At 68.8% G+C, this 20,945-nt stretch carries 12 protein-coding genes; 7 read left to right on the top strand and 5 right to left on the bottom strand.

Translation table 11 applies throughout. The features are described 5' to 3' along the window. The first annotated feature begins 111 nt into the window (after positions 1–111). Together BVIR_RS11350 and BVIR_RS11345 are read left to right on the top strand one after the other, a co-directional pair. Positions 112–2,097 carry a heme lyase CcmF/NrfE family subunit gene (locus tag BVIR_RS11350; RefSeq protein WP_055037764.1) on the top strand — a complete coding sequence of 662 codons (1,986 nt, stop codon included), beginning with the start codon at positions 112–114 and terminating at the stop codon, positions 2,095–2,097. Positions 2,098–2,330: 233 nt separating this feature from the next. Then, the gene (locus tag BVIR_RS11345) at positions 2,331–2,825 is read left to right on the top strand and encodes a cytochrome c-type biogenesis protein (protein WP_055037763.1); all 495 of its coding nucleotides are present in this window, start codon (positions 2,331–2,333) and stop codon (positions 2,823–2,825) included. Positions 2,826–2,915: 90 nt separating this feature from the next. Here the strand turns inward: BVIR_RS11345 and BVIR_RS16900 are convergent, their stop codons facing one another. Further along, positions 2,916–3,518: a hypothetical protein gene (locus BVIR_RS16900; protein ID WP_145911990.1), complete on the bottom strand. Its 603-nt coding sequence runs from the start codon at positions 3,516–3,518 to the stop codon at positions 2,916–2,918. Positions 3,519–3,977: 459 nt separating this feature from the next. On the opposite strand from BVIR_RS16900, the gene BVIR_RS11340 reads away from it, so the two are divergent. The 4 genes from BVIR_RS11340 to BVIR_RS11325 all read left to right on the top strand — a co-directional run bounded on the left by BVIR_RS11340 (position 3,978) and on the right by BVIR_RS11325 (position 10,801). After that, complete coding sequence (locus BVIR_RS11340; protein ID WP_082417045.1) at positions 3,978–5,534, top strand: Do family serine endopeptidase; 1,557 nt, start codon at positions 3,978–3,980, stop codon at positions 5,532–5,534. Between the two features lie 227 nt (positions 5,535–5,761). Beyond that, positions 5,762–6,442 carry a response regulator transcription factor gene (locus BVIR_RS11335; RefSeq protein WP_145911991.1) on the top strand — a complete coding sequence of 227 codons (681 nt, stop codon included), beginning with the start codon at positions 5,762–5,764 and terminating at the stop codon, positions 6,440–6,442. After that, complete coding sequence (locus tag BVIR_RS11330; protein WP_055037761.1) at positions 6,426–7,832, top strand: sensor histidine kinase; 1,407 nt, start codon at positions 6,426–6,428, stop codon at positions 7,830–7,832. Before BVIR_RS11335 ends, BVIR_RS11330 begins: the two co-directional genes overlap by 17 nt. Then, positions 7,829–10,801, top strand: coding sequence for a bifunctional [glutamine synthetase] adenylyltransferase/[glutamine synthetase]-adenylyl-L-tyrosine phosphorylase (locus tag BVIR_RS11325; RefSeq protein ID WP_055037760.1), 2,973 nt, complete (start codon positions 7,829–7,831; stop codon positions 10,799–10,801). The genes BVIR_RS11330 and BVIR_RS11325 overlap by 4 nt, the downstream gene beginning before the upstream one ends. A gap of 128 nt (positions 10,802–10,929) precedes the next feature. Here BVIR_RS11325 and BVIR_RS11320 read toward each other — a convergent pair whose 3' ends face one another. Together BVIR_RS11320 and pepN are read right to left on the bottom strand one after the other, a co-directional pair. Continuing rightward, positions 10,930–13,068: a PAS domain-containing sensor histidine kinase gene (locus BVIR_RS11320; RefSeq protein ID WP_335338120.1), complete on the bottom strand. Its 2,139-nt coding sequence runs from the start codon at positions 13,066–13,068 to the stop codon at positions 10,930–10,932. A gap of 376 nt (positions 13,069–13,444) precedes the next feature. After that, positions 13,445–16,084 carry an aminopeptidase N gene (gene pepN, locus BVIR_RS11315; protein ID WP_055037759.1) on the bottom strand — a complete coding sequence of 880 codons (2,640 nt, stop codon included), beginning with the start codon at positions 16,082–16,084 and terminating at the stop codon, positions 13,445–13,447. Between the two features lie 138 nt (positions 16,085–16,222). Here pepN and BVIR_RS11310 point away from each other — a divergent pair, with 138 nt between their 5' ends. Beyond that, the gene (locus tag BVIR_RS11310; RefSeq protein WP_055037758.1) at positions 16,223–17,233 is read left to right on the top strand and encodes a zinc-dependent alcohol dehydrogenase family protein; all 1,011 of its coding nucleotides are present in this window, start codon (positions 16,223–16,225) and stop codon (positions 17,231–17,233) included. Here the strand turns inward: BVIR_RS11310 and BVIR_RS11305 are convergent. Both BVIR_RS11305 and BVIR_RS11300 read right to left on the bottom strand, forming a co-directional pair. After that, a complete protein-coding gene (locus tag BVIR_RS11305; RefSeq protein WP_055037757.1) occupies positions 17,223–18,614 on the bottom strand; it encodes a cation diffusion facilitator family transporter in 1,392 nt (463 codons plus the stop codon). The genes BVIR_RS11310 and BVIR_RS11305 overlap by 11 nt on opposite strands. Before the next feature lie 153 nt (positions 18,615–18,767). After that, positions 18,768–20,900 (bottom strand): AMP-binding protein, encoded by a 2,133-nt coding sequence (locus tag BVIR_RS11300; RefSeq protein ID WP_055037756.1) that lies wholly within the window; start codon positions 20,898–20,900, stop codon positions 18,768–18,770. Positions 20,901–20,945: the final 45 nt, after the last annotated feature.

Genomic DNA, 20,945 nt, shown 5'->3' with positions numbered 1-20,945 from the left:
TTCATGATGCGCAAAGGCGGGCCCCGATTTTGCGAGAGCACCGTGCTCAAACGAAGGCTTAATGCGCGCCGGCGATTTCAGTGAAACACATCGCGCGGTAGGGACACGCTCATGATCGCCGAACTCGGCCATTACGCTCTTATCTTGGCGCTGGCCTTAGCGCTGGTGCAGTCGGTGCTGCCGGTGTGGGGCTCGCGTACCGGCGACGACGCCCTGATGGGCACCGCCGCGCCGGTGGCGCTGGCGCAAGCGCTGTTCGTCTCGCTGTCGTTTGCGGCGCTGACCTGGGCTTACGTGACCAGCGACTTCTCGGTCGCCAACGTCTACGAGAACTCGCACTCGGCCAAGCCGCTGATCTACAAGATCAGCGGCGTGTGGGGGAACCACGAGGGCTCGATGATGCTCTGGGTTCTCATCCTCGCCCTGTTCGGCGGGCTGGTGGCGGTGTTCGGCAAGAACCTGCCGCAGTCGCTGAAGGCCAACGTGCTGGCGGTGCAGGCGTGGGTGGCGCTGGCGTTCCTGCTGTTCATCCTGCTCACCTCCAACCCGTTCCTGCGCCTGGACCCGGCGCCGATCGAGGGCCGCGACCTCAACCCGATCCTGCAGGACGTCGGCCTCGCCATCCATCCGCCGCTGCTCTATTTCGGCTATGTCGGCTTCTCGATCTGCTTTGCCTTCGCGGTGGCGGCGCTGATCGACGGCCGGCTCGACGCCGCCTGGGCGCGCTGGGTGCGGCCGTGGGCGCTGACCGCCTGGATCTTCCTCACCCTCGGCATCGCGATGGGCTCGTACTGGGCCTATTACGAGCTGGGCTGGGGCGGCTGGTGGTTCTGGGACCCGGTCGAGAACGCCTCGTTCATGCCGTGGCTGATCGGCACCGCGCTGATCCACTCCGCGGTGGTGATGGAGAAGCGCGAGGCGCTGAAGGTTTGGACGGTGCTGCTCGCCATCCTCGCCTTCTCGCTGTCGCTGCTCGGCACCTTCCTGGTTCGCTCGGGCGTGCTCACCTCGGTGCACTCGTTCGCCACCGATCCGGCGCGCGGCGTGTTCATCCTCGCCATCCTGGTGCTGTTCATCGGCGGCTCGCTGTCGCTCTATGCCTGGCGGGCGCCGACCCTGAAGCAGGGCGGGCTGTTTGCGCCGGTGTCGCGCGAGGGCGCGTTGGTGCTCAACAACCTGTTCCTGTCGGCGGCGTGCGCGGCGGTGCTGGTCGGCACGCTTTATCCGCTGGCGCTGGAATCGATCACCGGCGAGAAGATTTCGGTCGGCGCACCGTTCTTCAACTCCACCTTCGTGCCGCTGATGATCCCGCTGCTGATCGCGATGCCGTTCGGGCCGCTGCTGGCCTGGAAGCGCGGCGATCTGCTCGGTGTCGTCCAGCGCCTGCTGGTGGCGATCGCGGCGGCGGTGTTCACCACCGGCATCCTGCTGGCGCTGGTGACGGGCGGCTCGGTGCTGGCGCCGCTCGCGGTCGGGCTTGCGGTGTTCATCATCGTCGGCGCGCTGGCCGACCTTGCCGAGCGCGCCGCGCTGTGGCGGGTGCCGCTCAAGGTGAGCTTCGCCCGCGCCCGCGGCCTGCCGCGCTCGGCCTGGGGCACCGCTTTTGCCCATATCGGCATGGGCCTCGTCATCCTCGGCATCGTCGGCGACAGCGCCTGGAAGAGCGAGGTGGTGCAGCGCGTCAAGATCGGCGAGAGCGTCAGCATCTCCGACTATACCCTGACGCTGGAGTCGCTGTTCCCGCGCAACGGCCCCAATTATCAGGAGGGCGTCGCGCGCTTCACCGTGTCGCGCAACGGCAAGACCATCGGCACCGTCGAGCCGTCGCGGCGCATCTTCCTGGCGCGGCGGATGCCGACCACCGAGGCGGCGCTGCTCACCCACGGCTTCTCGCAACTCTACATCGCGCCGGGCGAGACCTTCACCGAGAACTCGATCGACGTGCGGATCTACGACAAGCCGCTGGTGCTGTGGATCTGGCTCGGCTGTCTGGTGATGGTGGCCGGTGGCGGGCTGTCGCTGTCGGACCGGCGCTACCGGATCGGCGCGCCGCGCACCGCCAAGATGCGCAGCGCCACGCTGCAGCCGGCCGAGTGAGTGCCGCTATCCCTCTCCCGGTGCGGGAGAGGGCGTCCGAAGCCCTCGGGTCCGGCCTTCTTCGGCCGGCCCAAGGGACAGGCTCCGCGAGGGCGGGCGAGGGGCAAACCCGTGACCCGCCCGGCCCGGATGTCGCTTCGCCCAAACGTCGCCGCCCTCTCCCGCAACGGGGAAGGGACAACAGCCCGGTTCTGCCGATGACGGAGCCGTCATCTGGAGGTCGATTGAACGTCATGATCCAGGCATTCAGCATCGTCTTACGCAAGCACTGGTTCCGCGGCGCGATCGTGGCGCTGGCGTTGGCGGCGCCGCTGCCCGCGCTCGCGGTGCAGCCCTCCGAGGTGCTGTCCGATCCGGCGCAGGAGGCGCGGGCGCGCGAGCTCTCCAAGGAGCTGCGCTGCATGGTCTGCCAGAATCAGTCGATCGACGATTCCGACGCTGGCCTCGCCAAGGACCTGCGCGTGCTGGTGCGCGAGCGCATCCAGGCCGGCGACAACGACCAGCAGGTGTTCGACTTCCTGGTGGCGCGCTACGGCGACTTCGTGCGGCTGCGGCCGCCGTGGGAATTGTCGACCGTCCTGCTGTGGCTGAGCCCGCTCGCCATCCTCGTCGGCGGCGGCATCGGCATCGTCGTCGCAGCCCGTCGCCGCCGCACCGCTGCTACCGCCACCGCGGCGCTGAGCGCGGATGAGGAAAAGCGCGTCGCCGACCTGCTGCGCTCGGAGTGACGCGAACTCGGGGCGATCAGGCCGGATTTCGTGGCGCCGTCGCCGAAAAATACTCTCCTGATGACAACTTTTCAGGTCGCTATGTTTAATTTATCGGGGCGGCAGTCCATAACCCAACAGTAATTGATCCAATTGACGCGGTGTCAGCGGCGGCTGGCCGCTCTTGGCATCCGTATCTCGAAATTCGATGCACCGCAGGACGAACGTCGCGTAGACGTCATCTGCCTCTGTGCACGAGTTCGGGATAGGGAAGCGTCGGCGACCGACACACTTTCTGACCGCAGCCGTGGCGCGGGAGTCGTAAATAAAAAAAGCGTTTGGATTATGAAAATGTAAGTATTTTGAGGTGAACGACCGCCGCTCGCGTTTCGTAAGTCTTTTCATGAGAAGTGTAAATCGCTGATGGACAGCGAGTACGCGGGATAGATTTTCTTTGTCAACGAATTCAATGTCAGAAATTTCTTTAAGCCAAGCGTCGAGAGGTGATGCCTTGATCTCCGGTGCGATGGTCTGATGTAGATCTTTGCCTGCGATGATGGCATCTCCAGCGCCGCGCTCGATTGCGGCGGAGTAGGCGCGTCCTATCAACCATAATTTGCCGGAAATTACATCGTTATCGGTGTGTTGAGGTCTTTCGCGACACATGCGGTAGAGAACCTCATTGCCCCAGCCCCAAGGAAAAATTTCATCCATACTTTAGCCCTACAACAAAATTCAGTGAAAAAGACAAATCCGCGGATCGCGATCTCGCCGTTCACCCGGAAGCCCTTGGTTGCCCCACGCAATGGGCCCGGTGCGGCAAAGAGAGGTTGAAGGCGCCTCCTGGGATGCAATCGAACAGTGGGGTGCCGCCGAGCAGTGGTCAAGTCTCGGCGTGCAGCGTTCAGCTGTAGTCACTCCGGCGGATCCAGCCGGCTGTTGGGTTCGTGACTTTCGAGCTGATAAAATATTCTGAATCAAAGTGTTAGCGGTACCGAAACTCTTGAATTTTGACGGCGCAGGTCCGCCACCAGGGCCGGCCGCAATGACGTTAGGATAGGGTCGCGGCCGCGGAATTACCAAACTTTCATCGACGCTCCAGCCCGCGGTAAGGTGGAGAACGTCACTCTCCGGCTCAACAGGGCGGCAATGCCCGTTTCGGAGAGATCTCAGATGTCCCCCATCGTTCAGACTCCGCCGTCGTCTGGGTCGCGCTCGCCGCGCCGGAACCGGTTGCTCGCCGGCGTCGCCGTGCTCGCGCTGCTGGGCGTCGGCACGTTCAGCCTGTCGCCGTTGCTGGTCCGCGACGTTGCCCAGGCCCAGTCGACCCAGTCCCAGACTGCCCAGCTCCAGGCCACGCCGAACCGCCTCACCGCATCCTCGTTCAGCTTCGCCGACGTGGTCGAGCGGGTGCGGCCAGCGGTGGTCAGCGTCCGCGTCAAGACCGAGACCGTCGCCGAGCCGATGCAGTTCGGCGGCGAGGACGATGAGGCCGCGCCGATGCCTCCCGGCGGCATGGAGCGCTTCTTCCGCGAGTTTGGTGAGCGCTTCGGCCGCGGCGGTCCGCACGGCTTCGGCCCGCGCCAGCCGCACCGCTTCGGCCAGTCGCAGGGCTCCGGCTTCTTCATCTCCGCCGATGGCTACATCGTCACCAACAACCACGTGGTGGATCGCGCCGCCAGCGTCGAGGTGGTGACGGACGATGGCCGCACCCTCAACGCCAAGGTGGTCGGCACCGACCAGCGCACCGACCTCGCGCTGCTCAAGGTCGACGGCGGCTCCTATCCGTTCGTGACGCTGGGCGAAAAGGCTCCGCGGATCGGCGATTGGGTGGTGGCGGTCGGCAATCCGTTCGGCCTCGGCGGCACCGTGACCGCCGGCATCATCTCGGCGCGCGGCCGTGACATCGGCTCGGGACCCTATGACGACTTCGTCCAGATCGACGCGCCGGTGAACCGCGGCAATTCCGGCGGCCCGACCTTCAACCTCGATGGCGAGGTGATCGGCGTCAACACCGCGATCTTCTCGCCGTCCGGCGGCAGCGTCGGCATCGCCTTCGCCATTCCGGCCGAGACGGTTCGGACGGTGGTCACCAGCCTGCGCGAGCACGGCACGGTGACCCGCGGCTGGATCGGCGTGCAGATTCAGCCGGTTACCGCCGAGATCGCCGACGGCCTCGGTCTGAGCAAGGCCGAGGGTGCGCTGGTGGCCGATCCGCAGCCCAACGGTCCCGCCGCCAAGGCCGGCATCAAGGCCGGCGACGTCATCACCCAGGTCAACGGCAAGCCGGTGCGCGACGCCCGCGAGCTCGCCCGCCGCATCGCCGCCGAGAAGCCCGGCGAGGCGATCAAGCTCACCGTCGTCTCCGACCGCAAGGAACGCACTGTCGAGTTGAAGCCCGGCCAGTTTCCGGACGACCAGCAGGCCCCGAAGCGCTTCGGTCAGGTGCCATCTGACCGAAGCGTTCCCCACCTCGGGCTGACGCTGGCACCCACGCCCGACGGTTCCGGTGTCGCGGTCCGCGACATCGAGCCGGGCGGCCCCGCCGCCGCCGCCGGGCTGCGCCAGGGCGACCAGATCCTCGACGTCAACGGCCGCAGCGTCGGCAGCATTGGCGATGTTCGCGAGGCGGTGCAGGCGGCGACCGACGCCAAGAAGCGCAGCGTGCTGATGCGCGTCAAGAACGGCGAGTCCAGCCGCTTCGTCGCGCTCAAGGTCGGGCAGGGCTGACGCCCGCCTGGCTCATCCATTCGGACCTGCGGTCGCTTTCGTCGCCCCTGCTGCCGCAGGACCGACGGGCGGGAGGCCACGCCTCCCGCCCCGCCTTTTGTCCCATCTTCAGTGCTGCACTCGCCCCTGGGTGCGATTTCGGAGAGGATGCCATGTCTGATACCCGAGTCGCCGCTGCCCGAGTCGCGCCTGCTCGAGTCGCCGGCTCGACCTCCACGGATCCGGCCATGCGCATTCTGGTGATCGAGGACGACGCGGCCGCGGCCGAATACGTCGTCAAGGCCTTCAACGAATCCGGCCATCTCGCCGACCACGCCGGTGATGGCGAGGAGGGCCTGCACATGGCCCGCGAAGGCGACTACGACGTGCTGGTGGTCGACCGCATGCTGCCCAAGCGCGACGGACTGTCGGTGATCGAGACCCTGCGCGCCGAGGACCGTCATACCCCGGTGCTGATCCTGTCGGCGCTCGGCCAGGTCGACGACCGCGTCCGCGGCCTCCGGGCCGGCGGCGACGACTATTTGCCCAAGCCCTACGCCTTTTCCGAGCTGCTCGCCCGCGTCGAAGCGCTGGGCCGCCGCCGCACCCCGGCCGCCGCCGCCACCGTGCTGAAGGTCGGCGATCTTGAACTCGACCGCCTCGCCCGCCGCGTCATCCGCGCCGGCACCGAGATCGCGCTGCAGCCGCGCGAGTTCCGGCTGCTCGAATACCTGATGACCCACGCCGGCCAGGTGGTGACCCGCACCATGCTGCTGGAGAACGTGTGGGACTATCATTTCGACCCGCAGACCAACGTCATCGACGTCCACGTCTCGCGGCTGCGCTCGAAGATCGACAAGGGCTTCGCCAAGCCCCTGCTGCACACCATGCGCGGGGCGGGATACGTGATCCGTGACAGCGCTCGGTAAGCTGTTCCGCACCACGGCCTTCAAGCTGATGGCCGTGTATCTGGCGGTGTTCCTGGCGTTTGCGGCCTCGCTGGTGGCCTATCTCGGCTGGCACACCCAGAACCTCGTGTTCAGCCAGATCCAGGAAACGCTGGATACCGAGATCGCGGCGCTGTCGGAGATTTATTCCCGCGGCGGCATCAGGCGGCTGGCGGCGGTGATCGACTGGCGTTCGCGCCAGCCCGGCTCCAACATCTACCTTCTCACCACCTTCCAGGGCGAGACGCTGGCCGGCAACATCGCCGAATTGCCGGGCAAGCACCTCGCGGCCTCCGGCTGGGAGCAGATCCGCTACCGGCGGATGGACGAGGCCGACGGCCGCGAGCTGCGGGCGATGGCGCGGGCCTTCCTGCTGCCGGGCGGTTTTCGCATGGTGATCGGGCGCGACCTCGAGGAGCGTGAGCGTATCCATGGCGTGATGGCGCCGCCGATGCGGTGGGCGATCGTGATCGTGGTGGTGCTCGGCATTGCTGGCGGCGTGTTCGTCACCAGCCGCGTGCTGCGGCGGGTCGACGCCATCGGCACCTCGGCCGAGGCGATCATGGCCGGCAACCTGTCCGAACGCCTGCCGGTCGCCGGAACCGGCGACGAGTTCGACCGCCTCGGCTCATCGCTCAACGCCATGCTGGAGCGCATCGAAGGGCTGATGCGCGGCCTGAAGGAAGTGTCAGACAACATCGCCCACGATCTCAAGACGCCGCTGACCCGGCTGCGCAACCGCGCCGAGGAGGCGCTGCGCACCGCCCGCACCGAGGACGACTGGCGCGGCGCGCTGGAGGACACCATCGCCGAGGCCGACGGCCTGATCGCCACCTTCAACGCGCTGCTGATGATCGCGCGCTCCGAGGCCGGCCGGTTCGACGGCGAGATGACCGAACTCGACGCCGCCGAGGTGGTGCAGACCGTCGGCGAACTCTACGACCCGGTCGCCGAGGAGAGGGGCGCCACCCTGACGGTCGACGTCGCGGCGCCGGTGCCGCTGCGCGGCAACCGCGAGCTGATCGGTCAGGCGCTCGCCAATCTGGTCGACAACGCGCTGAAATACGGCGTGCCGGCGGGCACCGACCCGGCCTCGCCGCCGTCGATCACCCTGGCCGCCCGCACCGTGCCGGGCGGGGTCGAGCTGTCGGTCGCCGACCGCGGCCCCGGCATTGCCGCCGAAGACCGCGCGCGGGCGGTCGAACGATTCGTTCGGCTCGAATCCAGCCGCTCCCGACCCGGCTCCGGGCTCGGTTTGTCGCTGGCATCCGCGGTTGCCCGCCTGCATGGCGGTAGCTTGGCACTTTCGGACAACAATCCTGGCCTGAAAGTGGTGATCACATTGCCTCGGGGTGCTAGAGATGCGGCATGACGTATCCTGCCGCCCCCCGACCGGCCATCGCCTGCCCGGCGCACGCGGCGTCGGCCCTCGCCGTTCGCCTGACCGCCGCCCCGCTGGTCGGCGACCCTGCCGCATCCGAGCCGCGCCTCGACGATCTCCTCAAGCACGATGACGTTGCCGCACTGGTGGATGCCTACCCGCTGGCGCGGCGCGTCCTCGCCGGCATCGCCGGCGGCTCGCCCTTCCTCTACGACCTTGCCGCCACCGACCCGGCCCGGCTTGTGCGGCTGTTCACGTCGGCGCCCGAGGAGCGGCTGGCGGCGCTGATCGAGGAGACCCGCGCCGCGGTGGTGGCCTCGCCCGATGACGCCGGGGCGATGCGCGCGCTGCGGCTGATGAAGCAGGAGGCGGCGCTGCTGATCGCGCTCGCCGACATCGGCGGGGTGTGGGATCTGGCCCGCGTCACCGGCGCGCTGACCGAGATCGCCGACGTCGCGGTGCAGGCGGCGCTGCGCCGGCTGCTGCTGGCGGCGGCCAGCGAGGGCAAGCTCGTGCCGCCCGATCCTGCAGAACCCGAGCGCGGCTCCGGCTATTTCGTGCTGGCGATGGGCAAGATGGGCGCCGGCGAGCTCAATTACTCGTCGGACATCGATCTGGTGGTGTTCTACGATCGCGAGCGCGCCCCGCTTCGCCCCGGCGTCGAGGTTGGACCGCTGTTCGTGCGCATCACCCGCGGCCTGGTCAAGCTGCTGCAGGAGCGCACCGCTGACGGCTACGTGTTCCGCGTTGACCTGCGGCTGCGGCCTGATCCGGCCTCCACTCAGGTGGCGATGACCACCATCGCCGGTCTTCACTATTATGAGCGCGAGGGGCAGACCTGGGAACGCTCGGCCTACATCAAGGCCCGACCGTGCGCGGGCGATTATGCCACCGCCGCCGCCTTCCTGGACGAGCTGGTGCCGTTCATCTGGCGCCGCTTCCTCGACTACGCCGCAATCTCCGACGTCCACGCGATGAAGCGGCAGATCCACGCCTATCGCGGCCACGACGACATCGCGGTCGAGGGCCACAACGTCAAGCTCGGCCGCGGCGGCATTCGCGAGATCGAGTTCTTCGCCCAGACCCAGCAGCTCATCGTCGGCGGACGCAACGCCCACCTGCGCCTGCGCCAGACCCTGGCGGCGCTGGCGGCGCTGGCCGAAGGCGGCTGGATCGCGCCGGCGGCGCGCGACGAGCTGACCGCAGCCTACGAATTTCTGCGCGCGGTCGAGCACCGGCTGCAGATGGTGGCGGACGAGCAGACCCAGTCGCTGCCGGAGGAGACCCACGCCCTCGACGCCTTCGCGCGCTTCTTCGGGCATGACGGCCGCGACGCCTTCGCCGACGCTATCCTGCCGCATCTGCGCACCGTGCAGCGCCATTATGCCGGGTTGTTCGAGGATGCTCCCCCGGTGGCGCAGGTCGAGGGCGCCTTCCGCTTTCCCGACGATCGCGACGACAAGGAGACGCTCGACACCCTCAAGGGGCTCGGATTCAGAGATCCGCTGGCGGCCAGCTTCATCGTGCGCGAATGGCTCGCCGGCCGGCCGCGCGCGCTGCGCAGCGAGGCGTCGCGGGCGCTGCTGGCCGATCTGGTGCCGGCGCTGCTGGATGGCTTCGCCTCGAGCGGCAATGCCGACGTGGCGCTGACGACGTTCGACCGGTTCGTGTCCGGGCTCGGCGGCGCGTTGCGCCTGCTCACGCTGCTGCGCCGCAATCCGGATCTGGTGCGCCTGCTCGCCTCGGTGATGGGCACCGCGCCGCGCATCGCCGAGATGCTGGCCCGCCGCCCGCAGGTGCTCGACGCGCTGCTCGACCCCGCCTTCTTCGGCCCGCTGCCGGATCGCGACACCCAGGAGCAGCGCTTCGCCGCCACCTTGGCCGACGCAGCGAGCGACGAGGATTTCCTCGATCGCATCCGCCTGCTCGGCCAGGAGCAGAAGATCCTGATCGCGATGCGCGTGCTGTCCGGCACGCTGACCGCGACGCAGGCCGGCGCCGCCTATGCCCGCCTCGCGGTGGCGTTGGTGCGCTTCCTGCACGCCCACGTGCTCGACCGCTTCGTCGCCCAGCACGGCCGCGTGCCGGGCATGGCGACCGCGGTGCTGGCGCTCGGCAAGCTCGGCGGCCGCGAGATGACCGCCGGCTCCGACCTCGATTTGATCGTGCTCTACGAGTTCGACAAGGAGCACCCGGAGTCGGACGGTCCGCGCCCGCTCTACGGCGCACAGTATTTCGCCCGGCTGACGCAGCGGCTGATCAACGCGCTCACCGTGCAGACCAATGTCGGCAAGCTCTACGACGTCGACATGCGGCTGCGGCCGTCCGGCCGTTCCGGCCCGCTGGCGGCCTCGCTTGACAGCTTCCGCAGCTACCAGCTCACCGAAGCCTGGACCTGGGAGCACATGGCGCTGACGCGGGCGCGGGTGATCTCGGCGCCGCCCGATTTCGCCGCGCGGGTGGAGGAGAGCATTCGCGAGGTGCTGGCGCAGCCGCGCGATCCGGACGCGATCGCCGGCGACGTGGTGGAAATGCGCCGCGCCATCGCCGAGGAAAAGGGCGAGGGCGAGGCGTGGGACCTCAAGCACGCTGCCGGCGGGCTGGTCGACCTCGAGTTCATCGCCCAGTACCTGCAACTGGTCTACGGCGCCGACCAGCCCGAGCTGTTCGACACCAACACCGGCCGCGTGTTCGACGGCGCGCTGCGCCTCGGGCTGATCCCGGTCGAGGACGCCGAGACGCTGCGCGGCGCGGTGCGGCTCTATCAGAACCTGACGCAGGTGCTGCGGCTGTGCCTGTCGGCGCCGTTCGACCCCAACACCGCCGGGGCCAACCTGCTGGCGCTGCTGACGCGGGCGGGTGACGTGCCCGATTTCGCGACGCTGGACGCCCACCTGCGCGAGACGCAGGCCAAAGTCCGCACCGTGTTCGACCGCCTGCTCGGCAACCAGCCCGGCTGAGCGCCGAGCGCCTTACGCTGCGGCCTGTCAGCTTGGCCTTCCAACGCCTGACGTTCGCCTCATGGTTCGAGACGGCTGCTTCGCCTCGCCATGAGGCCGACCAACGTCAGTCGTCAGGGCCGCAGGTATTACGCCGCGGCCTTTTGACCCTGGTGCAGCGGCAGGCGTACCATCACCTTGGTGCCGTTGCCTTCGCTCGAGCGGATCTTGATCGCGCCGCTGTGCAGCTCGATCAGTGACATCGCGATAGCGAGGCCGAGGCCGGAACCCTTGTGGTTCTTGGTGAACTGGCTCTGCACCTGCTCGAACGGCCGGCCGAGCTTGGCGATCGACGCCCGCGGGATGCCGATGCCGGTATCCTTGATCACCAGCACCACAAAACTGCCGCCGGCGCGCGCCCGCACCGAAATGCGGCCGCCTTCCGGCGTGAACTTCACGGCGTTGGACAGCAGGTTGAGCAGGATCTGCTTCATGGCGCGGCGGTCGGCGTGCAGCACCAGCCCGGAGGTGAGGTCGGCCGACACCGACAGCCGCTTGTCGACCGCGCGCATGGCGATCGCTCGCAGCGTCTCGGTGATGACGTCGTCGAGCCGCATCGGCTCGGGGTGGACCATCATCCGCCCCGCCTCGATCTTCGACATGTCGAGGATGTCGTTGATGACGTCGAGCAAATGCTGGCCGCTGGCGCGGATGTCCTGGCAGTACTCGTAATATTTCGCGTCGAGCTCGCCGAACATGCCGTTCTCCATGATCTCGGAGAAGCCGATGATGGCGTTGAGCGGCGTGCGCAGCTCGTGGCTCATATTGGCGAGGAATTCGGACTTGGCGCGGTTGGCCTCCTCGGCGCGGGTCTTCTCGCGGGCGTACTTGCCGGCGAGGTCGGCGAGCTGCTGGGTCTGCTGTTCCAGCTTCTGCTGCGATTTGCGCAGATCGGCGACCGTCGCCATCAGCCGCCGCTCGCTGTCGAGCAGCCGGTCCTCGTGGCGCTTGCGCGCGGTCATGTCGGTGCCGACCGAGACGAAGCCGCCGTCCTTGGTGATGCGCTCGGCGAACTGGAACCAGCGCCCGTCCTCCAGCTCGGCCTCGAACGTGCGGCAGCCGGCCTCGTCCGATCCGCTATCCTGGGTGCGGGTGATGGCGTCGCGGCTCGCTGCCATCACCACGTGCAGCGCGGTGCCGGGCTGGACATGGCTGTTCGGCAGCCCGTGCAGCCTTTGATACTGCGAATTGCACAGCACCAGCCGCTTGTCGGCGTCCCACAGCGCGAACGCGGCGGAGATGGCGTCGATGGCGTCGCGCAGCCGGGCGTCGGCGGTCTTGGTGGCGTCGACCAGTTGCTTCTGCTCGGTGACGTCGACGGCGATGCCGACCAGCCGCACCTCGGCGTCGCTGGCGCCGCGCACCGCCTGGCAGCGGAACCGCAGCCACAGCCATTGGCCTGAGACGTGGCGCATCCGGAACATGCGGTCGATGGTGCCTTCGTCCGCGCTCACCAGCTGGGTCGCGATGTCGTAGAGATCGCCGTCATCGGGGTGGACCAGCTTGTTGATGTCGCCGAACTCCAGCATGGCGTCGCGCGGCGACAGCCCGAGCAGTTCGTACATCGAGTTTGACCAGAACACCCGGCCGCGCGCGATGTCCCAATCCCACAGTCCGCAGCGGCCGCGGTTGAGCGCGGTGTCGACGCGCTGGCGCGCGATGTCGTAGATGGCGTCGGCCTCGCGTGCCCGCGACGACTGCCAATGGAAGGCAAAGCCGAGGATCAGCAGGATGCAGCCGGTGGTCGAGAACAGCGTCACCAGCAGCGCGGTGTCGGAGCGCCAGCTGATCAGCACGTCGTCGATGGTCTGGATCACCGCGACCTGGCCGTAGGACCCGTTCAGCGTCCGCACCGTGGCGATGGCGTCGGCGCCGTTGGTCAGCACCACCTGCAGCACGCCGGCGCGCTCGGCGAACGTCGTCAGCGGCTGGCCGGTGCCGAGCACCTCCGCCAGGGTGTGGCCGTGGCCGCTGCGCGGGTCGGGCCAGGCGGCGACGATGTTGCCGGAGTGGTCGCTGACCAGCACGGCGCGGCCGGGCATGGCCGCCGCCTTGGGCAGCGACAGCGCGAGCGCCGCGGTTGCGCTGGTGGCGGACGCCGCCGTGAGCAGCTCGTCGGTGACTGCGTGAACCAGCAGCTCGATGTCGGTCTTGGCGTTGGCGACGGCGCGCGCGCGGCCGTCGTTGATCTGCATCAGCGCGCCGATGCCGACGGTGAGCAGGAACACCAAAATGAGAATTGGAACCGCTCGCTGAAGGAACGGTTCAGCCCTCAGCAACCGCTGGTAAGCGGGGCGGGCGAGTGACTGTGCAATACCGCTGACGTGCGGATGACGCACAGACGCGTTGGCTGCCCGGGCGCGAGCCATCGCCGGCCTCCGTCGGATAAGTCCCATCGATTTGACCTGGAGGGACTGCCGCATCTCTCCGAATCACCCCGATTGGAATCGAATCGGGGGTACCTTGTCCAGAGATTCGAGGAGTCAAGAACGGTTCCCAGTACGCCGGGCTTCAACCTGTCCGATTAAAGATGCGAATGCGACCGTCGGCGGGTGTCGAGGTAGGTTGCGCCGACGGTCGGTGCATCCGGACCGGGGTACGGCCTCAGCCGAGCGAGCGCTCGACGATGTCCCGCACGTCCGACGACAGTGGGTCGGACGCGGCGATTCGACGCAGCACCGCCTCGGCCGCCGCGCGCCGGGTCGGCTCCAGCGCCCGCCAGCTCTTGAACGCCGACAACAGTCGCGCGGCGAGCTGGGGGTTTCTGGAATCGGTTGCCAGCACCACCTCGGCGACCAGTTCGAAGCCGGCACCGTCGGAGCGGTTGAACTGGGTCTGGTTGGCGATCGCGAACGTGCCGACCAGCGCGCGCACCCGGTTGGGGTTGGCGGCGGAGAACGCCGGATGGCTCATCAGGTCGCGCACGCGCTCGAGCGTGCCCGGCTCGGCGATGGAGGCCTGCAACCCGAACCATTTGTCGATGACGAGGTGATCGCCGGCGTAGCGCTCGTAAAACCGCGCCAGCGCCGCCTCGCGGCTGTCGGCACCGTTCAGCGTCAGCACCGACAGCGCGGCGAACCGCTCGGTCATGTTGTCGGCGGTCTCGACTTGGCGCAATGCCGCCGCCAGCGCCGGTGGCGTGCCGGTGGTGGCGATGAGGTCGAGGCAGGCATTGCGCAGCGCCCGGCGCCCGGCACCAGTGGCATCGGGCGTGTAGGGCGCGGTGGTCGCCGCCTCGTGCAGCGGCCGCCACAGCCGCTCCGACAGCGCCCGCGCCAGCGCGGCGCGCAGATCGCGCCGCGCTGCGAAGATGAGGTCGGGGTCGACGTCCGAGCCGATCTCGCGGGCGATGTCGGCTTCCGACGGCATCATCAGCACCTGGGCCGCGAACGCCGGGTCGCGCTCGGCGTCGTCGAGGGTGCGTCCGAGCGCGTCGATCAGCGCGTCGGCGCTGGCCGGCTTGCGCCGGTCGCGACGCGCCGCCACCGCGTCGAGCAGGTGCCGCATCGCCAGCACCTGAGCCGACTGCCAGCGATTGAATGGGTCGCGGTCGTGCCGGATCAGGAAAAGAAGGTCGTCTTCGGTCAGATTGGCGGTCAGCTTGATTGGCGCCGAGAAGCCGCGGTTCAGCGAAGGCACCGGGCGGGCCGGCACGTTGCGGAACACGAACGCCTGGTGGGCGCGGTCGACCTCGATCACGCCGTCGCTGCGGCCGCCGCCGTCGATCTCCAGCGGCAGATCGGCGCCGTTGGGGCCGACCAGGCCGATCTTGAGCGGGATCACCGCGGGCTGCTTGACCGCCTGGCCGGGGGTCGCCGGCACCAGCTGCGCCACCTCCAGCCGATAGCAGCGCGTGCGGGTGTCATAGGCGCCGGTGATGGTGACCTCCGGCGTGCCGGCCTGGGCGTACCACAGCGCGAACTGCGTCAGGTCGCGGCCCGAGGCGTCGGCGAAGCAGGCGAGGAAATCCTCGATCGTTGCCGCCTGGCCGTCGTGGCGGGCGAAATAAAGGTCCATGCCGGTGCGAAACTGCTCGGAGCCGAGCAGGGTTTTCAGCATCCGGATGACCTCGGCGCCCTTCTCATAGACGGTCGAGGTGTAGAAGTTGTTGATTTCGTAATAGGAATCCGGCCGGACCGGGTGCGCCAGCGGCCCGCCGTCCTCGGCGAACTGGTGGCTCTTCAGCAGCCGGACGTCGGCGATGCGCTTCACCGGGCGCGAGCGCTGGTCGGAGGAGAATTCCTGATCGCGGAAAACGGTGAGGCCTTCCTTCAGGCAGAGCTGGAACCAGTCGCGGCAGGTGATGCGGTTTCCGGTCCAGTTGTGGAAGTATTCGTGGGCGATGATCGCCTCGATATTGGCGTAGTCGGTGTCGGTCGCGGTGTCGGGCGAGGCAAGAACGTATTTGTCGTTGAAGATATTGAGGCCCTTGTTCTCCATCGCGCCCATGTTGAAGTCGGACACGGCGACGATATTGAACACGTCGAGATCGTATTCGCGGCCGAACGCGGTCTCGTCCCAGCGCATGGCGCGTTTCAGCGCGTCCATGGCGTAGCTGCAGCGGCCCTCGTTGCCGGGCTCGACATAGATGGCAAGCTCGACCGTCCGCCCCGAGGCGGTGACGAAGCGGTCGCGCACCGCGGCGAGGCTGCCGCCGACCAGGGCGAACAAATAGCACGGCTTGGGGAAGGGATCGCGCCACACTGCGAAGTGGCGCGAGGTGCCGGGAACGTCGCCGGCCTCGACCAGATTGCCGTTGGCGAGCAGCACCGGCGCCTCGGCGCGCTCGGCCTCGATGCGGGTGGTGTAGACCGCCAGCACGTCGGGGCGGTCGGGAAAATAGGTGATGCGGCGGAAGCCCTCGGCCTCGCACTGGGTGCAATAGGTGCCGCGCGAGCGGTAGAGCCCCATCAACTGGGTGTTGGCGGAGGGATCGATCCGGGTCGAGATGGTCAGCACCAGCGGCCGCGGCGGCGGCACCGGAATGGTCAGCGCGTTTGGCGTGACCTCGAAGGCGTTGGGTCCGAGCGGCCAGTCGTCCAGGGCGAGGCCGGTCAGGGTCAGGCCGTCGCCGTCGAGCACGATCGGCGCGTCGAGCCGTCCGGCCGGGTTGGGCCTGAGCGACAGCTTGGCCGTGACCCGCGTGTCCGTCGGATGCAGGCGGAAATCGAGTTCGACCTGATCAACCAGCCAGTCGGGGGGGCGATAATCCGTCAAGCGGACGGGACGGGCGTCAGTTCGCATCGTGACTCTCGGTATCTGGAAGCTCGGGTGTAAACTGTTCGCCGACCATGCGAAAGCCGCTCGAACTGCGCGGGCGGCATGGCCGCGCCGCGAGGGCGGTGCGGCGGGCGAGGGCGGAGCGGCACGGGAGGCGGGGACATGCATGCCATGGTGCTCAAACGTCCCGGCGATGGCTTGGTGCCGCACGAGCGGCCGACGCCGCAGCCGGCCCCCGGCGAGGTGCTGGTCGAGGTCGCCGCCTGCGGCGTCTGCCGCACCGACCTTCATATCGTCGACGGCGAGCTGCCCGATCCGGCGCTGCCGCTGGTGCCGGGCCACGAGGTGGTCGGGCGGGTGGCGGCGCTGGGCGCCGGCGTCGGCGGCCTGGCGCTCGGCGCCAAGGTCGGCGTGCCGTGGCTCGGCTTCACCTGCGGCGTCTGCCCCTACTGCGCCTCCGGCCGCGAGAACCTGTGCGACCGGCCGCTTTTCACCGGCTATACCCGCGATGGCGGCTACGCCAGCCACGCCGTCGCCGACGCCCGCTACGTCGTGCCGCTGCCGGAGGCGGAGGACGACGCCCACTTGGCACCGTGGCTGTGCGCCGGGCTGATCGGCTGGCGCGCCTACCGCATGGCGACGGCGGGAATGGCGGGGGAGGGGGCGGCGGAGACGAGGACCCTCGGGCTCTACGGCTTCGGTGCGGCCGCCCACATCCTGGCCCAGATCGCGCACTGGCAGGGCCGGCGGGTGTTCGCCTTCACCCGGCCGGGTGACAGGGCGGCGCAGGACTTCGCCCGCCGGCTCGGCGCGTCATGGGCGGGCGGCTCCGACGAGGCGCCGCCCGAGCCGCTCGACGCCGCCATCATCTTCGCCCCGGTCGGGGCGCTGGTGCCGGCGGCGCTGAAGGCGGTCAAGAAGGGTGGCCGGGTGGTGTGCGGCGGCATCCACATGAGCGACGTGCCGAGCTTCCCCTATCGCCTGCTATGGCAGGAGCGACAGCTGGTTTCGGTCGCCAACCTCACCCGCGAGGACGCCCGCTCGTTCCTGGAAGTCGCCCCGCGCGCCGGCCTGACCACCGCCATCGTGCGCTATCCGCTGGCGCAGGCCAACCAGGCGCTGGCCGACCTGCGCGAGGGCCGCCTCGAGGGCGCGGCGGTGCTCATTCCATAACGGCATTTTGTTCGGGCAATAGCTGCCGCCGCGGTTCGGCGTGGCCGATCACCCGGATCACGTCGGGGGCCGCGGCCTTGAGGCGGCGCTCCAGCAGGTCGACCGCCTCATGCACCGCGGCGATGCCGGCCTTGCCGTCCGCCCGGCAATGAAAGTTGACGATCAGCCCGTCGGGGCCACGGCGCAGCCGGACATTGTGGATGTCGGACAATAGCGGGTCGTCGACCGACAGCGACCGCAGCGTCGCCGCGATCGACTTGCTGTCGGCTTCGCTGCCGGACAGCGGCTGCGCCTGTAGCGGCTCGATGTGGGTCTCGACCTCGACACCGGGGCCAAGCTTCTCGCGGATGGCGTGTTCGAGCGCGGTGGCGACCTCGTGGGCGCTGGCCAGCGTCATGGCGCCGTCGACCTCGAGGTCGAACGCGATGGCCAGCCGCTCGGGCAGCTGGTGGATGGTGACGTGGTGGATGGCGAGGCCGCGGTTGCCGGCGATGACGTGGATGCGCTCCTGGATGGTCTCCTCGTCGAGCGCGACGCCCTTGGTCGTCACCGTGACGTCGGCTTCGCCGAGCAGCTTGGCGACGGTGGCCTGGATCGCCGCCTTGGTCTCGCCGATCCGCTCCATGGTGTGGGTGCGCGGCACCGACACCGCGGCTTCGACGAAGTGCTGGGGGCCGACCTGCCGGGTACGCACCCGGTCGATGCCGACCACGCCGTCGATATCGCGCAGCGCGGCGGTGACGCGCTCGGCCGCGCCGCTCGGGGCGGTGTCGAGCAGGGTGTCGATGGTATGCCGGGCGAGCCGGACGGCGAGCACCGAGATCAGCACCGCCACCGCGATCGCCGCCACCGCGTCGCCCCAGCCGTAGCCGGCATAGGACAGCGCGATGCCGATCAGCACCGGGATCGAGCCGAAGAAGTCGGAGGCGAAATGCAGCGCATCGCCGGCCAGCGCCTGGCTGCCGGTCTTGATCGCCACCCGCCGCAGCGCCAGCGCCCGCCAGCCATTCACCACCATCTCGACGCCGAGCACGACGAACGGAATGACCGAGACCGTCATCGGCGCGGCGGGGGTGTAGAGCCGCTGCACCGCCTCGACGGCGATGCCGCCGGCGACCAGGAACAGCAGCGCGCTCTGCACCAGCGCCGCCAGACTTTCGACCTTGCCGTGGCCGTATTGGTGGTTCTCGTCGGGCGGCCGGTCGGCGATGCGCACCGCAAACCAGGTGACGACGGTGGCGCCGAGGTCGATCAGGCTGTGGAGGGCGTCGCCGATCAAGGCGAGGCTGCCGATCATCACGCCGGCGCCGAACTTGGCGGCGGCGAGCGTTCCGCTCGCGACGATCGAAACGGAGGTGACGATTTCTTTTTCGCTGGCCATCGGGGGATGCTCTGGCGGGGCGGAATGCAACGTCCGGAGACCGCATCGCGATCCCGGCACCAATCTCGCCGAAAACTCCGGGTCGGAAAGAGCCTTTCGGTGACCGGCCGCGAAATCCGGCCGCGCGGCCGGATTTCGCGTCAGGCCCTCCGTTTAGGCCGACATGCGCGCGCAGGCCAGCCTGCGGGCGGCGACGTGGTCGGTCTTGCCGGAGCCGAGCAGCGGCACCTGGTCGATGACGATGACGTCGCTCGGCACCATCAGATCGCTGGCGCCGCGGTTGCGGCCGTAGGCGGCGACGTCGCCGCGGCGCGCCGCAATGCGGGTGGTCAGCAGCACGACGCGCTCGCCGCGCCGCGGGTCGGGCACCGCCACCACGGCGTGGCTGTCCTCCGGCCACAGCTCGGCAACCATCGCCTCGACCGCGTTGAGCGAGATCATCTCCCCGGCGATCTTGGCAAAACGCTTCACCCGGCCGCGGATGGCGACGTAGCCGTCGGCGTCGATCTCCACCACGTCGCCGGAATCGTGCCAGCCGTCGTGGGGCGGCTCCAGCACGCCCGGCCGGTCGCTGCTGAGATAGCCGAGCATCATGTTCGGCCCCTTCAGCCACAGCCGGCCGCCGCCCTCCAGCCCCGGCACCGGCTCCATCCGGATCTCGATCAAGGGCAGCAGCGGCCCCACCGTGCCGTCGCGGTTGAACATCGGCGTGTTCACCGCCACCACCGGCGCCATCTCGGTCATGCCGTAGCCTTCGAGCAATTGCAGGCCGAAGCGCTCGCGGTAGACCCGCCGCGTATCAGCCCGCACCGGCTCGGCGCCGGACACGATCAGCCGCACCGAACTGAACGCCTCGGGCGAGGCGTTGCGGGCGTAGCCGGCGAGGAAGGTGTCGGTGGCGAAGAAGATGGTCGCCTTGGTTGCGACCAGTTGCTCGGGCACCTGCTTGTAGTGCAGCGGCGAGGGGTAGAAGTGCAGCTTCACCCCCGCCACCAGCGGCAGCACCATGCCGGCGGTGAGCCCGAGCGAGTGGAACACCGGCAGCACGCTGAGCAGCTTGTCTTCGGGACCGAACGCGATGCGCGAGGCGACCTGGGCGCTGTTGTTGAGAATGTTGCGATGCGACAGCACGACGCCCTTGGGCGAGCCCTCCGAGCCCGAGGTGAACACCACGGTGGCGGGATCGTCCGGCTTGCCGCGCGGGCGCCAGAACAGGTAGCTCAGCACCCCGCGCAGCTTCTGCAGCCGGCCGACCTTGGCGCGGATGTCCTCCAGCCAGATGATGGTGGTTTCGGTTTGTAGCGCCGCGATCAGAGGTTGCAGCTGCGCCCGCTCGACGAACGCCCGCGAGCTTAGCACCAGCCGGACCTGGGCTGAGCGGCAGGCGATGATGATGTTGGCGGCGCCGGCGGTATAATTGAGCATTGCCGGCACTCGGCCGACCGACTGCAGCGCGAAGTAGGTGACAGCGGTGCCGGCCGCGTTCGGCAGCAGCACGCCGACCGTCTCGCCCGGCCACAGCCGCCGCGCCAGCAGGCGGCCGAGCACCAGCGCGCCGATCTGCAGCGTGCGGTAGCTGAAGGCGGCGCCCATCGAGTCGCTCAGCGCCGGGTGGCCGGAGCCGTAGCGGTCCGCCGCCCCCCGTAGCGCGCCGAACAGCGTGCGGTTGGTGTCGGCGGTGCGGAAGCGGAGGTCGGACAGCGCGAGGTAGAGCGCCCGACCGGCAGCGATCCGGCGCGTCTTGCCGAGGGTGTTGCCGAGGTCGAGCCGCCGCGGCGCCTCGACCGTGACCGTCACCTTCGGCAGCCAGCGCCGGCGCATCGCGGTCTCGGCGTGCAGCGTGGCGGGCGAACGCTCGAGCCCGCCGAGCCGCATCAGCACCACCTCGGCGCCGATTCGATCGGCCAGCACTGCGATGTCCTGAACCGCCTGAAGCTCGTCGCCCTCGATCACCGCGCCGTTCGGCGCGTAGACAACGACGGTATGCCGGTCCGCGGCCAAACGCCGCAGTTTTACCGCCTCGCGATTGTCGGTCGGCGCCAGCACGGCGATGCCGCGGGGCAGCATCCAGCGCAGGTACCATTTGGCCGCCGCTGCCGCCGGCAATACGTGCAGGGCATCGCGGCCGAGCAGGACGTAGCCGATCAGCGGGTCGAGCCAGCTGTCATGGGCGATCACATAAAGGCGCGGCTGCGCGGCAGTAGACGTGAGATGATCCCGCCCAACAATCTTGAGTCGGAACACAGCGCGCAGCAGCAGTCGCATCACGAAACGAAACACAACCATCGGCCGACCCTCGAACCCCGATACCGCAAATGCCGGCAGGATCTT

It is taken from the genome of Blastochloris viridis (assembly GCF_001402875.1).
Lineage (GTDB): Bacteria > Pseudomonadota > Alphaproteobacteria > Rhizobiales > Xanthobacteraceae > Blastochloris > Blastochloris viridis.
The sequence above is the reverse complement of the archived record's forward strand: the minus strand, read 5'-3'. Positions and strand labels throughout refer to the sequence as shown.

Coding starts and splice junctions, on each gene's coding strand:
- BVIR_RS11350 (WP_055037764.1), top strand. CDS start 112: ATGATCGCCGAACTCGGCCATTACGCTCTTATCTTGGCGCTGGCCTTA.
- BVIR_RS11345 (WP_055037763.1), top strand. CDS start 2,331: ATGATCCAGGCATTCAGCATCGTCTTACGCAAGCACTGGTTCCGCGGC.
- BVIR_RS16900 (WP_145911990.1), bottom strand. CDS start 3,518: ATGGATGAAATTTTTCCTTGGGGCTGGGGCAATGAGGTTCTCTACCGC.
- BVIR_RS11340 (WP_082417045.1), top strand. CDS start 3,978: ATGTCCCCCATCGTTCAGACTCCGCCGTCGTCTGGGTCGCGCTCGCCG.
- BVIR_RS11335 (WP_145911991.1), top strand. CDS start 5,762: ATGCGCATTCTGGTGATCGAGGACGACGCGGCCGCGGCCGAATACGTC.
- BVIR_RS11325 (WP_055037760.1), top strand. CDS start 7,829: ATGACGTATCCTGCCGCCCCCCGACCGGCCATCGCCTGCCCGGCGCAC.
- pepN (WP_055037759.1), bottom strand. CDS start 16,084: ATGCGAACTGACGCCCGTCCCGTCCGCTTGACGGATTATCGCCCCCCC.
- BVIR_RS11310 (WP_055037758.1), top strand. CDS start 16,223: ATGCATGCCATGGTGCTCAAACGTCCCGGCGATGGCTTGGTGCCGCAC.
- BVIR_RS11305 (WP_055037757.1), bottom strand. CDS start 18,614: ATGGCCAGCGAAAAAGAAATCGTCACCTCCGTTTCGATCGTCGCGAGC.
- BVIR_RS11300 (WP_055037756.1), bottom strand. CDS start 20,900: ATGGTTGTGTTTCGTTTCGTGATGCGACTGCTGCTGCGCGCTGTGTTC.